Annotated in this window: 12 protein-coding genes; 4 read left to right on the forward strand and 8 right to left on the reverse strand. The window is 69.2% G+C overall.

Annotated features, from left to right (window positions below):
- The 3 genes from QM591_RS15890 to QM591_RS15900 all read left to right on the forward strand — a co-directional run.
- A partial coding sequence (locus tag QM591_RS15890; RefSeq protein ID WP_415133831.1) for a S1C family serine protease occupies nucleotides 1-1396 on the forward strand: 1396 nt, incomplete at its 5' end.
- Nucleotides 1397-1434: 38 nt separating this feature from the next.
- Entirely contained in the window at nucleotides 1435-2664 is a 1230-nt protein-coding gene (locus QM591_RS15895) for a CDP-glycerol glycerophosphotransferase family protein (protein WP_415133833.1), read from the forward strand.
- Entirely contained in the window at nucleotides 2661-4106 is a 1446-nt protein-coding gene (locus QM591_RS15900; protein WP_415133835.1) for a CDP-glycerol glycerophosphotransferase family protein, read from the forward strand. The genes QM591_RS15895 and QM591_RS15900 overlap by 4 nt, the downstream gene beginning before the upstream one ends.
- A gap of 45 nt (nucleotides 4107-4151) precedes the next feature.
- Here the strand turns inward: QM591_RS15900 and QM591_RS15905 are convergent, their stop codons facing one another.
- The 4 genes from QM591_RS15905 to QM591_RS15920 are packed head-to-tail and all read right to left on the reverse strand — an operon-like array spanning nucleotide 4152 to nucleotide 10246.
- The gene (locus QM591_RS15905) at nucleotides 4152-5225 is read right to left on the reverse strand and encodes a glycosyltransferase family 2 protein (RefSeq protein ID WP_415133837.1); all 1074 of its coding nucleotides are present in this window, start codon (nucleotides 5223-5225) and stop codon (nucleotides 4152-4154) included.
- 8 nt (nucleotides 5226-5233) lie between these two features.
- On the reverse strand, nucleotides 5234-7678 hold the full coding sequence (locus QM591_RS15910; protein WP_415133839.1) for a CDP-glycerol glycerophosphotransferase family protein: 2445 nt from the start codon (nucleotides 7676-7678) through the stop codon (nucleotides 5234-5236).
- A gap of 56 nt (nucleotides 7679-7734) precedes the next feature.
- Nucleotides 7735-8877, reverse strand: a complete 1143-nt coding sequence (locus tag QM591_RS15915) for an acyltransferase family protein (RefSeq protein ID WP_415133841.1) — start codon at nucleotides 8875-8877, stop codon at nucleotides 7735-7737.
- A gap of 46 nt (nucleotides 8878-8923) precedes the next feature.
- The gene (locus QM591_RS15920; protein ID WP_415133843.1) at nucleotides 8924-10246 is read right to left on the reverse strand and encodes a maltokinase N-terminal cap-like domain-containing protein; all 1323 of its coding nucleotides are present in this window, start codon (nucleotides 10244-10246) and stop codon (nucleotides 8924-8926) included.
- A 130-nt stretch (nucleotides 10247-10376) separates the two neighbouring features.
- Here QM591_RS15920 and QM591_RS15925 point away from each other — a divergent pair, with 130 nt between their 5' ends.
- Nucleotides 10377-10646, forward strand: coding sequence for a helix-turn-helix domain-containing protein (locus tag QM591_RS15925; protein ID WP_415133933.1), 270 nt, complete (start codon nucleotides 10377-10379; stop codon nucleotides 10644-10646).
- 32 nt (nucleotides 10647-10678) lie between these two features.
- Here the strand turns inward: QM591_RS15925 and QM591_RS15930 are convergent, their stop codons facing one another.
- From QM591_RS15930 to QM591_RS15945, 4 genes are all read right to left on the reverse strand, one after another.
- Nucleotides 10679-10918, reverse strand: coding sequence for a hypothetical protein (locus QM591_RS15930; RefSeq protein WP_415133845.1), 240 nt, complete (start codon nucleotides 10916-10918; stop codon nucleotides 10679-10681).
- Nucleotides 10919-10964: 46 nt separating this feature from the next.
- Nucleotides 10965-11249: a hypothetical protein gene (locus tag QM591_RS15935; RefSeq protein ID WP_415133847.1), complete on the reverse strand. Its 285-nt coding sequence runs from the start codon at nucleotides 11247-11249 to the stop codon at nucleotides 10965-10967.
- Nucleotides 11250-11349: 100 nt separating this feature from the next.
- Nucleotides 11350-12282, reverse strand: coding sequence for a hypothetical protein (locus tag QM591_RS15940; RefSeq protein WP_415133849.1), 933 nt, complete (start codon nucleotides 12280-12282; stop codon nucleotides 11350-11352).
- Between the two features lie 47 nt (nucleotides 12283-12329).
- Entirely contained in the window at nucleotides 12330-13022 is a 693-nt protein-coding gene (locus QM591_RS15945) for an NTP transferase domain-containing protein (protein WP_415133851.1), read from the reverse strand.
- Nucleotides 13023-13252: the final 230 nt, after the last annotated feature.

Raw genomic sequence — 13252 nt, forward strand, 5'->3', positions numbered from 1 at the left:
CGCGGCGGCGCCCGGAGCCGCCGCCGCGGCGCCCGACACCGCCGCCGGTGAGGCCGTTCCCCCACGTCCGCCGCTGCCGTACGGTGGTGCGTTCCACACTCAGCCCACGCAGCCGTATGCCCCGGGCCCCTACGCCTCGGCGCCGGGGCAGCCCGGGCCGGCGCCGCACGCGGCCGAGCAGGCAGGAGCCGAATCGTCCGGGCGCGTGGGAGCGGGCAAGATCGTCGCCATCATGGTCGCCGCCGCCCTCGTCGGTGGTGCAGCCGGTCTCGGCGCTTCGGCCGCTGGCGGATCGTTCTTCGCGGCGAACGGCTCCACCGTCGTGACCTCCGGACCGTCCACTGTCACCGTCAACAACCGTGAGTCGGTCAACCAGACCACGGCGATCGCTGCGAAGGTCCTTCCGAGCGTCGTCACGATCGCCGCGACGTCCGGCTCCGGCGGCGGCACGGGTTCCGGGGTCGTTCTCAGCAGCGACGGCTACGTCGTGACGAACACCCACGTGGTCACCCTCGACGGTGCCACCGGGGACGCGGCGATCACGGTCACGACCTCTGACGGCAAGGTCTACCAGGCCACTGTCGTGGGCACCGACCCGACCTACGATCTCGCCGTGATCAAGCTCAAGGACGCGAGTGGTCTGACGCCCATCGAGTTCGCCGACTCGTCGTCGCTGAACGTGGGAGACCAGACCGTCGCGATCGGCGCACCGCTCGGGCTCTCGAACACCGTCACCACGGGCATCGTGAGTGCGCTCAACCGCTCGATCCAGATCGCCTCGTCCGCCGCTCCCGACGGCGGCGCGGACGACGACTCCCCGCAGGGGCAGAACGAGTCGCCGTTCCAGTTCGACTTCGGGCAGGGTCAGCAGCAGCAGTCGCCGAAGAGCTCGATCTCCATCGCCGTGATCCAGACCGATGCCGCCATCAACCCCGGAAACTCCGGCGGCGCTCTGGTGGACGAGGCGGGGAAGCTCATCGGCATCAACGTCGCGATCGCCTCCACCGGGGGATCCAGCTCGAGCCAGGCCGGCTCTATCGGCGTTGGCTTCTCGATCCCGTCCAACGTCGTCAAGCGCATCACCGACGAGCTCATCGACAACGGGGCGGCCACCCACGGACTCCTCGGCGCGATGGTCGGCGACGCCGCCTCACAGAAGGGCGCGACGACGGCGGGTGCCTACATCAGCGAGGTGTCCTCCGGCGGCGCGGCAGCCAAGGCGGGGCTCAAGGCCGGTGACGTGGTCACCTCGTTCAACGGGGTGCCGATCACCGACGCGACGGACCTCACCGCGCAGGTGCGTGCGCTTGCGGCGGGAAGCACGGCGACCGTCGTCTACGTGCGTGACGGCGCCACCGCCTCGGTCGAGGTAACCCTCGGGACGCTCTCCGACTGACGGCTCAGAAGGACGCCACCCCGCGATAGGCTCGCGAGGTGGCGTCCTTCTCTTTCGGTGCGGGAAACGTCGCCAAGCTGGTGCGGATCCCGCTGTACGTCGTCGGACGGGTGGCCACGTTGGTCGTCCCGCGCTCCTCACGCGAGTGGGTCTTCGGTTCCGCGGTCGGCATCGCCGACGGTGCCCTCGCCCTCTGGCGTGCCGCGTCGGCTGCGGGGGAGCAGACGGTGTGGCTCGTCGCCAATGTCGAACAGGAACGAGCGGCCGCCGCGGAGGGCATCCAGACCCTGCGGAAAGGCAGCGCCCGTGCCTTCTGGCGGACCGCGCGGGCGCGGGTCGTCGTCGTGACGCACGGCTTCGGCGACGTCGATCGCTACGCGACGACCGGCGCGGTCGTGGTCCAGCTGTGGCACGGCATTCCCCTCAAGCGCATCGGACTCGACTCGCCGGCCACGGTGCGCGCCCCTCTTGCGATCCTCCGGCCGCTGATCGCCGCGCTCTATCGGCGCACGCAACGACGGATCCGATTGATCCCGGCGGCATCGCATGTCGTGCGGGGGCGCCTCGAGTCTGCTTTCGCGCTCCCTGACCCGAGTGTTCCGGTGACGGGCGAGCCGCGCGTCGATGTGCTGTCGGCGGGGCGGGCGGAGGAACGGTACGACACGGCGCGTGCCGAAATCGCGCGCGTCGTCGGTCCGATCGGTGATCGCGCGCTCGTGCTGTACGCGCCGACCTGGCGCGACGGCGCTCCCGACCCCGCCGTACCCGACGCGGCACAGTGGCAACGCATCCTCGAGGTCCTGGAGGAGCAGGACGCGGTCCTGTTGGTCCGCTCTCATCCGCTCGGGGCGGGCGACTACGCCGCCGGTGTCGGTGATCGGGTGCGTCTGCTCGGCAGCGATCTCGTCCCCGACGTCACGCCACTGCTCCCGGCACTGCGGGCGCTCGTGACGGACTACTCCTCCCTGATCTTCGACGCGTCGCTCGTGCCTGTCCCCGTGGTTTTCCTTGCTCCCGACCTCGAGTCCTACCGATCCGAACGCGGATTCTACGGGCGCTACGAGGACGTGTCCGGGGGAGAGCACGCCCGCAGCTGGAGTCAGGCGGCGGACCAGCTGGCCGCCGTCCTCGTCGACGGAGCGGAGCGGGACCGGCGGTTGGGACGCGCGCGAGCACTCGATGCGACTGTTCACGCCTTCAGAGACGGGCGGAACACCGAACGCGTGTACGCGCGTATCTGCGAGATCCTGGAAGGGCAGCGGCGATGATCGAGGCACGCTTCACACCCCACCCCGCTCTCGAACTCACCGGGCGCGGCGAGCGACCCCGCCGCGTCGAGCTGCGCGGCCCTCGCGCGCGCGTCCAGGGCCGGATCACCGGCCGAGGAAAGACGTGGCGGGCGGTGATCCCGCTGGAGGCGGCGCGGTGGGAGGGGCCGACTCTTCCGCTCCCCTCCGGCGACTATCTCGTGGAGACGGCGTTCGACGGCGACGCGGCGGCGGAGGAACTACCTGCGCTCGCCCTGACGCAGTGGCCCTCGCTGCGGGCTGAGCTGCGCGATGGGGTGCTCCGGGTCGGACCGCCCATCGATCCCGCGTACGACTCGGGCGAGGGCCAGGACGCTCTGGAACGCCGGTACGCGACGCGGCCCCAGGGGCTCGAGAACGCCGTGTTCTTCGAGAGCTTCTACGGGCGAAGTGCCAGCTGCAACCCGAGGGCGATCGATCGCGAGCTCGCGCAGCGGGCTCCGAACGTCCTCCGCTACTGGAGCGTGGTCGATCTGTCGGTGCAGGTGCCCGACGGGGCGGTCGCGGTCGTGGAGGGAAGTCCGGAATGGTGGCGGGCGCGCGGTGCGGCGCGGCTGCTTGTGGTCAACGACTGGTTGCGCCGCCGATTCTCGCGACGCCCCGGGCAGATCGTGCTGCAGACCTGGCACGGCACGCCCCTCAAACGCCTCGCGCTGCATCGCCCCGGCTTCGATCCGCGACGAGCGCTCGCGGTGCTGAAGGAGTCGCGGCGGTGGAACGTGTTGCTGGCGCAGAACCCCTATGCGGCGCGGGTCTTGCGGAGTGCATACGCGTTCCGTCGTCGTCCGATCTGGATCGAGGGATACCCCCGCAACGACGTCCTCGTGACGGGCGAGGCCGGTCCGGTGCGGCGTCGCCTCGGGATCGCCGACGACGAGCGCGTGATCCTCTACGCGCCGACCTGGCGAGACGATCGCGCGGACATCGTCGACTTCCTCGATCTCGAACGGTTGGCGTCGGTCACCGGCGCGATCGTGCTCGTGCGTGGTCACTCGCGAACTCTCGCGGCGGGCGACGACGCGGAGGGCCCCCGCGTCGTCGACGTCACGTCGTACCCCGACGTGTCCGATCTGCTGCTGGCCGCAGACGTCCTGATCACGGACTACTCCTCGGTCATGTTCGATTTCACGGTGACCGGGAAGCCCGTCTTCTTCTTCGCCCCGGACATCGATCACTACCGCGGCGAGCTGCGGGGGTTCTCTTTCGACCTCCTCGCCGAGGCGCCCGGACCGATCAGTGTCACTCAGGACGAGCTGGAGGCTCATCTCGCCGACGACGACCTCGTCGACGGTTTCGCGGAGCGTTATCGCGCGTGGCGACGGCGGTTCAATGCGCGCGACGACGGCGCGGCGGCCCAGCGCGTCGTGGCCCGGATTCTGGATCAGGGGTTCGTCGACCGCTGACCGGCGGCGCTTCCCTGTGTGTGGGCGGTCGTGCCGTCGCGATGGTCACGGCAACGGTGTGTTGCGCTCCAGCCGCGAGGTGTCGACGGTCTCCCGGGCGCCACGCATCAGTCCCCACACGAACCCGGCCCCCCACGCAAGGTGCATCGAGGGAAGGACGGCGAGGCTCCACAGCCGTTCCCGTCCGCCACGCGCCCTTCCGGGAGCGACGGCGAAGGCGAGGACGAGGAGGACGTAGACCGCCAGCGGCGCGTAGACGACGCTGGCGACGAGCGCCGCGGGGCCTGTGAGGACGCGGGAGGTTTGAAGGACGCCGACGACGGCCGCGATCGCGACCAGCAGCACGAGCAGCGGAGGGGCGAAGTAGCGCAGGGAGTTGCCGGATCCATAGCGTCGCACCAGCTCCCCTCGCCACGTGCCGGTTGCGCGGAACTGGCGGACGAGTCGGGTCCACCTCTCGCGGGGCCAGTAGGTGACCGAGAGCGCTGGATCGAACCACACGCGGTAGCCGGCGCGACGGATCCGGAGGTTGAGCTCCCAGTCCTCGCCGCGACGGATGGACTCGTCGAACAGGCCGACGTCCTCCAAGACGGAGCGTCGCATGACCCCGAGGTAGGCCGATTCCGCGGGGCCCGCCTCGCCGGAGCCGTGATATGCCCCCCCGCCGAGGCCGACGGGGGAGTTGTAAGCGTGGGCGACGGCGCGCTGGAAAGGGGTGCGCCCCTCGGCACGCATGATGCCGCCGACGTTGGCCGCACGCTCCCGGGCGAGGGTCTGCAACGCCCTCGCGGTGTAGCCGGGTGCGAGCTCCGAGTGCGCGTCGACGCGCACCACCGTCGGGAAGGAGCCTGCACGGATGGCCAGATTGAGGCCGACGGGGATGTCGGCGGCCGCGTTGTCGACCAGACGGATACGTTCGTCGCTCTTGGCGAGCTCGTGCGCCAGCTCGGTCGTGCCGTCGTGTGAGGGGCCGAGGGCGAGGATGATCTCCGAGGGGCCGTCGACGTCCTGTGCGAGCACGGTGCGCACCGCCCGTTCGAGATAGTCCCGTTCGTTGAGCACCGGCATCACGAAGGTGACACCCGACCCCTCGGGGGGGACGTCGGCGTCACGGGTCATATGGTCGATCATTCCGGACGCGGCACGAGTTCGTCGAACTGGGCAAGAACCTCCGCCGTGTATCGCTCGACGTCCAGCGCCGCCGGCGCCACTCGGCCCTCCAGGAAGGCGAGCATCCCCTCGGCCAGCGCATCGTCGTCGCGGTCGACCACGTGCATATCGTCGCCCGGCAAGGCGCCGCGCGCAGATCCGAACGCCGTCGAGACGATCGGCATCCCCCGCTGAGCGGCTTCGATCAGCACCATCGGCTGACCCTCGTAATCGCTGGAGAGGACGAAGCAGTCGGTGCGGTCCATGATCCGTCCCGGCTGGGGTTGTGGACCGGTGAGGAAGACCGCTCCGGTCAGCCCGGCCGCACGCACCTGGCGCTCCAGGTCGGCAGCGAGGGGACCGCCGCCGACGATGAACAACTGCGTCGCCGACCGCTCGGCGTGGACGCGCGAGAACGCGCGGATCAGCCGAGCGTGGTTCTTCTCGGTCGAAAGGCGCCCGACGGTGATGAAGCGCTGTACGCCGTCGATCTCCAAGGCCTGCCGCCATGCGTCGTCCGCCTCGGTGCGGGGCACCTCCGGCTCGGCATCCACGGTCGCCTCGACGCGGTCCGGAAGGTTCCGCAGCGTCCGGAACCGCTCGGCGGGCGCGTAGCCGGCAAGCTCGGTGCGATTGAGCTCCGTGAGCGACGGGGACACCGAGACCAACTGGTCGTAGGCCCGGTACATCGCGAAGACCCGTCCGAGGGAGCGGCGGAAGGGCTGCTTCCCGGCGACGGTGCGTTCCCGGTCGGCCGCCATCTCGTTGTGCAGCCAGATCGCGCGTACGGCGCGGGGAGAATGCAGCATCAGGTGCGCCCAGAAGGGGCTGTAGCCACTGAAGTCGGCGACCCAGTCGAAGCGGGCGGTACCGAAGACCCGCGTCCATTCGTCACGCCAGAGCGTGCGGTGACCGAATCGTCGATGGGCGCGGAGCGGGTCGGTGCTCACGTCGGCGAGCCGGCGCAAGAGCTGGCGGCCCTTGAGACCGTTCATTCCCCCGATACGGAAGATCTGTCGAATGCCGGGGTCGAGCCGGGCCTGGTTGCGGCGGGTCGTCTCGCCCTTGGGGAACGCCATCAATGCGGTGACGTCGTACTTCTCCCGGTCCAGGGAGTTGAGGAGGTTCACGGCGGAGGTCGTGATGCCGTTCATCCGAATGCCGCCGATGTAGAAGAGCAATCGCGGCTTCCCCTCCCGTCGTGCGGTGCGAATGCGGCGGTCGCGGACCCGCCCGCGGAAGACGACGTCGATGACGCGGGCGCCGGCCTCACCGTCCTCGTAGGGGACGAATCGGTCGGCCCAGTCGTCGTAACGGGCGTGGCGCGGTGCGTCGGGTGCCATGAGGTCGCGGAGCGCCGCGGCCAAGGCGGCCGCGTCGGTCGCCACGGGGCCCGGAAGCTCGTCGAGAGGGAGATAGGTCCCTCTCTCCAAGGCATAGCTCGACGCGTCCGAGACCAAGAAGCCGACCGGTCGTCCTGTCGCGAGGTAGTCGAAGAAGATCGACGAGTAGTCGGTGACCAAGGCGTCCGCCACTCCGAGGAGCACATTCGCGGGGATGGTGTTGGGCACGAGGAGGCGACGCAGCGACGGGACACCCTGTGCGAGCGAATGCACGACCTGGTGTGTCTTGACGAGCACGACGACGTCGTCGCCGAGACCATGCTGGAGCTCCGCCGCCTGATCGGCCAGATGGGCCAGGTCGGCATCGGGCGACTGGAACGAGGCGCCGCGCCACGTGGGTGCGAACAGTACGATACGGCGGTCGCCGAGTTCCACGCCGAGCTGGTCGGTGAGCGTCCTGCGGACCGAGTTCCGATCGGCGTCGCTGAGGCGCTGGCGATCGATGCGCGGGTATCCCTCCTCGATGATCGAGCCGGGGTAGATGTTGCGCAGCTGATACGCGTCCTCGTACATGACCTCGGTCATGAAGGGGTTGGCGGCCAGGAGATAGTCGGCGCTCAGCAGATTTCGCAGCGTGTTCGCCGATTCGCGCGCGCCGCCGGGCATGTCGAAACCCATGAGCTTCAGCGGGGTGCCATGCCACGTGTTGAGGTAGACCTGTCCGGGACGCTTCCCGAACGACGGCGGGAAGGTCGCGTTGTTGATCAGGTACCCCGCGGTCGACACGGCCTTCCAGTAGGCGGCGCTTCCTCGAGCGACGATCCGGACATCTCGGCGGCCGGCGAACTCGCGGCGGAGCGCGTCGGCGGCGTCAGAATCGCTGAGCGCCCAGACGTGCTCCAGATCAGCGAACTCTGGGTCGGCGAGGAGCCGCCGGAAGATCGCTTCCGGATTGCACAGTGCGCCGTTGCCGGCGAACGACTCGTACAGGACGGTCCGCGGTCGAATCGGAAGGAGCCGGGCCAGGGCGATCTGTTCGGCGGCGACCATCCGCCGAGCCCGACGAAGGGTCTTGGTCACGACAGCGGGCAGTCTCAGGCGCATGGGTGGGCGGTGCTCTCGATCATCGGCCGACGTCAGGGCGCGATCTCGTTCGCCCGACGCCGCGCTCGTGCGGCGACGGCGCGGTGAACACGACGCGCCGCCTGATGCATTTTAGCTTCGACAAGCTGATAGAACCCCCACGCGACCAGGAGACTGAGAGGGATGCCGAGGAGGCCCACGAGCTGCCAGTTCTGTGAGCCGACCGCGTAGGCGAGCGTGGCGAGGATCGGCACGTGCACGAGGTAGAGGCTGAAGGAGATCTTCCCGAGCCACTGCATCACAGGGGTCTCGAAGAAGCGCATGATCGGCGCCCACGCAAGGCTCACCACGACCAGTCCCGCCGCTCCCGGCGCGGCCAACGACCACAGGACGGTGTTGAGGATCCCTCCGCTGGGCGCAATCGGGCGAGCGAGCCAGCTCGCGATGAGGAGCAAGACGCTTCCCGCGGCGAACAACGGCATGAACCAGCGAGGTCGTGGCCGCTCGACCCACGCGAGCATGTCGGGAAGGCGTGTAGCCATGATCGTTCCCATGAGGAAGATCGGGAAGTAGAGAAGCTCCGGTTGCTCCAGCATCCGACCGATCAGACTCAGAGCGGCGCAGGCGAGGACCGCCGTGAGCGCCCACCGGCGCACGAGAAGTGCGAGTGCCGTGGCGAACGGGAGGAGGATCGAGTACACGAGCTCCCAGTGCAGTGACCAGAGCGGGTTGTTCAGAGGGTAGGACCGCGGTATCAGTGTCATCTGCGCGAGCAGACTGGGCGGATAGACCTGCGTCGCGTGTGTGTCGGTCATCCACGAGCCCGCAGGCATCCGCGAGGGATCGCGGGGCACCAGGAGGATCAGCAGGGCGGCGAACAGCAGCGCCGCGATGACGGGGCCGTAGAGGCGCACGACCCGCGCGGACAGGAATCCCATCCAGGAGAAGCCGGGACGGAACACGGGAAGGACCACGACCAGCCCCGACAGGACGAAGAAGACGAGTACGGCCTCGTTGCCGGCCGTGATGAGTTTGGCGGGTGATTGCGAGATCCACGCCCAGACCACGGTGCCCTGCAGCCATGGCTGCGCGATGAGGAGCCAGTGGTGCAGCAGCACCACTATCGCCGCAACCCCGCGCAATCCGTCGAGGCTGTTGATGCGGCCGCTCGCGCGCGGGGGAGGAGTGGAGACCATCGCGTCAACGGTATCCACAACTGCCCTGAGTGGACGCCGAACGCGCTCAATCCGTGTCGACGAGCCGGTCGATCGCCGTCAGGGGGATCTCGAGCCACGACGGGCGGTTGCGGGCCTCGTAGATGGCTTCGTAGACCGCTTTGTCGAGTTCGAACGCGTCCAAGAGCGCTCCCGTGGACGGATGCTGCGTGCGGCGCTCGTATCCGCGTACGAACCCGCTGCGTGCGGCCGCGGCCCATTCGCGGAGACGCTCCGGGTCGCCCTCGTTCTGCAGCGAGCCCGCGACGTAGTCGAAGGACCGCAGCATTCCTGCGATGTCTCGCAGGGCGGCGTCCGGCCGCAGGCGCTCGGTCATCGGCCGGAGCGGCTCGCCTTCGAAGTCCAGCAGCACCCATCCCCGTCCGGGAACCTGGAGGACCTGCCCGAGGTGATAATCGCCGTGGATGCGCTGCAGCGGCGGCCACGTGGTCTCGAGAGCGGCCGCGTACACCTCCGCGATCGCTGCGCGGTGCCTCTGGATCGCGGGAACCTCGCTGACGGCGAGGCGGAGCCGCCGGTCCCACGCGGTGGCGATCGCGCGACGAGCAATGGCATCGGAGGGGGGCGTGGGGAAGAGCTCGGCAAGGCGGAGGTGGACGTCGGCGGTCGCTTCGCCCAGCGTCCGGGCATCGTCGAGGAAGCTCCGGCCGGCGAGGGCAGCCGATCGGGCGACCCGCCACGCGTCTTGGACGTCGGGAAAGTACTCCTGCGCGAACGCGAGGGCCCCCGAGGCCGTGGGCGACCACGCGCCTTCCCAGACGCCGACCGCGGCGGGGACCCTTCGGCATCCCGACCGCGCGAGCGCGCTCTGCAGATCGATGTCCGGGTGGGAGCCGACATGGAGCTGACGGTAGATCTTGCAGATGACAGGCTGACCCTCGCCGCGGTAGATGATCGACGTATTGGATTGCTCGCCGTCGAGCACGCGTCCGTCCGCCGCCTCGACCTGGGGCGCCACCGCGTGGGCCAGGGCCGCCGTGTAGGCGGGGTGGCGGGGACCATCGACGAGGATGTTGCCGTTGCCCCGGTGACCGATGATGCCGGCATACGTCGCCGGGGTGCTCCTCTCCGCATCGACGACGGGCACGTGGTAGGTCACCCCCGTCGCTGTCGCCTCATCGCGGATGATCAGCACGTGCACGCGGGTCTCGGGGACCTCCGGGGGGAGGGTCGCCGCTGCGAGGAGGCGCAGTCGAGGCGCGGTGCCCTTCGAGGCGAACCAGCGTTGCGCGGGAATCCACTCCTGGACCAGGGCGACCAGCTCCCGTGTGTCGGCGTCGACGGAAGTGATCTCGGAGAAGGAGAGCAGTCGTCGTCGCAGGTCACCCACGCCGCGAGCCTAGACCCCGGGACAGTGTAGGCGTAAAGGCCCACTCATGAAAGCCTCCTGCCTGTGCGTCGATCGCGTCGATGCTGGGTGCATGTCCGAACCGCGATCTCGAGCCTCTGCCCATGTGGGTATGCTCGTGCGCTCTCTTCGCGACAAGCACACAGTGAGTCGGAAAGCACTGGCCGAACGCGCGGACCTCGACGTGTCGCATCTCGCGCGTATCGAGAACGGGCAAGGAAACCCGACCCTCTACGTGCTCATCCAGCTGGCCACGGCTCTCGACGTCGCTCCCGAGGTCTTCGTCCGAGGGCTCACCGCCGAAGACCTGCCGGCGAACATCGCTCCCTACTCGGAAGCCGACTTCCGTCGAGAGCTGCGCCGGCGAGCCGCGTCCGCCTGAGTCGGCCGAGACCAGCCGTCGACGTCGACAGCTCAGTCGCCGTCGCCGTCGGCCTCGGGAGCCTCGGTTCCGGCGGCGAACTGCACGGTCTCGATCGGTACCGCGAGGTACGCATGCCCTTCGGGGGCGCGGAGGGCGTCGAGATCGACCGCGGTGGGGGAGGCCTCCGTCGGATCCGTCAGTCGTTCGGAGGGGCTCGGCTCATCCCACGGCTCGGCAGGCAGGCCTGCCCACTCCGTGGGTTCCTCGGGGCGGCTCTGGAACAATCCCATGACCCCATTCTGCGCGTCGAGGGTGGATCGAGGCCAGCACCTGGCCTCAGACGACGAAGCGCCATACGTATTCCAGGTCGGTGCCGGCACGGAACCAGGACAGAGTGATCGTCAACGAGTCGAGGTCGCCATCGCAGAGGCAGAGCTCGGCGGTGTCGCCGGGAACGACGCGTCCCCAGTACTCGTCGGGGCCGTCGCTGCGGAACACCCGGACGAAATCGGCGGGCTCGGTACCGCGATGGGTGATCAGCGGATGAGAGTCGTGGACGCGGTCGACGCGCCAGGGAACGCGGTACGGGTGGGGTGACTCATCCTCCAAGAACTGCAGCATGCCGGAACGCTATGGGCACTGTCCGACGTCCGAGGCTCCGCGTCGGGCGCAACACCGTCGTGCTGTGGAGAGCGGATGAACCAAGCCGCCCGGGGAGGCGTCAGTGTTCGTCGGGGTCGCGCTCCGCCGGGGCGATGCCCGCGGTATCGGACGACCGCCGCCGTCCCCGCGTGAGTCTTGCCACCGTCCCGGCGGCGACGTCACCGAGCCCCGCGACCGCCCCACCGACCTGGCGGATGCGTCCCGCCAGTGCGTTCTCGACGGGGCGGGCGCCGGGCTTCGGCTCCAACTCGGGCGGATACGCGGCCGGAGCGATGCCGAAGGCGCGACGAGAGGTGACCACGACGCGGCGACCCAAAAGGTGGTTCCCGCCGCCGCCGATGGCGGCGCCGATCCCGAAGGGAAGCGCCTTGCCGAGCACCGACGCACCGCCGCGGGATGCGAAGTGCCGCACGAAGGTCGACTTGAGCCGGTCGACGAGGGGGCCGACTGCGGCGCGAGGGAGCGACTTGGTGATGAGCTCGCCCCAATACTTGTCTCGAGGCACGCCCGAGCCCGATGCCTGTCGGGCCCATTGCGACACCAGCGCGACCCCCTCCGTGCCGAGCATGATCGTGAGCACGAGGGCGCGTGCGCGGTCGGGGTCCTCCACCCGGATGCCGTGCAGTTCGGCGAGCGATTGCGCGAACAACGCGGTCGCGTCCAAGAAGCCCACGGTCTCCGCTCCGCTCAGGGCGAGGGTGATGCCGGTCCCGATGCCCGGTACGACGGCGGTCGCTCCCACCGCGGCGCCGCCGGTGGTCACCGCGGCGAGATACCGCCGCTCGAGCATCCGGACGATCGTCGCGGGCGAGGCATCGGGATGGCGCAGACGGATGCTTCGCAGGTGCGCGACGACGACGGGGCGCTGCACACTCAGAACCCGATCGAGTGCCCTCACGATCACGGGGTGCTCCGGCGACCCTTCGGGAGGGAGGCCACCCGCCCACGGCGCGTCATCGGGCAGCGAGTGGATGCGGTGGACCTTGGCCATGATCGCCCGATCCTATGGTCGCGGCCTGAAGGGCGGCTGTGGGGCGGTCAGACGAAGAGGTTCGCGCGCTCGAGGTCTTCGGCGAAGTCGACTTCCACCGCGTAGAGGTCGGAGATGTCGAGGGGGCGGACCACCATGCCGTTCTCGGCGATCGCGCGCTCGAGCCCGCGTTCGAAGTAGTCCTGATCGTCGACGCGGCTCAGCTGCGCAATCAGCGCACGCTTGTCGGCGGCGGAGACGTAATTGATCCCGACGGCCTCTCCGATGCCACCCACGACGGTCTTGGACAGCTCCTGGATGTTCCCGGAGGCATCGATCGTGTACTTGACCTCTTCGTCGCTGACCTTGGCCGTGTTGACGGTGACGAACGACTGCTCGCGTTCGACGAGTTCAATGGCCCGTCCCAGGACGCGCGGATCGAACACGACGTCGCCGTTCATCCACAACACACCACTGCGACCCGTCGCCTTGAGGGCACGCAGGAGGCTCTTGGACGTGTTGGTCTGGTCGTAGCGGTCGTTGTAGACGTAGTCGGCCTCGGGGAACGCCTCGACGATCGTCTCTGCTCGATACCCCACGACGGCGGTGATGCGCGCCGACGTGCCGAAAGCGGCACGGATGTTGTCATGCTGCTGCTGCATGATGGTGCGGCCGTCGGCGAGCTCGGTGAGCGGCTTGGGCAGACTGCGTCCGAGCCGCGAGCCCATGCCGGCCGCGAGGATGACGATCTGAAGAGTCAAGCTGTGCTCCTGAAGGTGTTCACTGTCATGTAGACGGAGAGACACGCCTTCGTGCCGTCTGTCATGGTATCGGAGGCCCCTGGGAAGGCGCAGGATGTCGCGCGGCCGTTGCCCATTCGTGATCTCCGCCGAGGTTCGTGTCGGCGTGCGGCATCCTCGGAGGAAGCCTCGGGGCTAGTTGCTAGGTTGGATGGGTGACAGCCTCCTCCTCGCCGTCGCGCGACGAGTCG

Origin of the sequence: Microbacterium sp. (genome assembly GCF_047607225.1) — a bacterium.
In the GTDB taxonomy this organism is placed as follows: domain Bacteria; phylum Actinomycetota; class Actinomycetes; order Actinomycetales; family Microbacteriaceae; genus Microbacterium.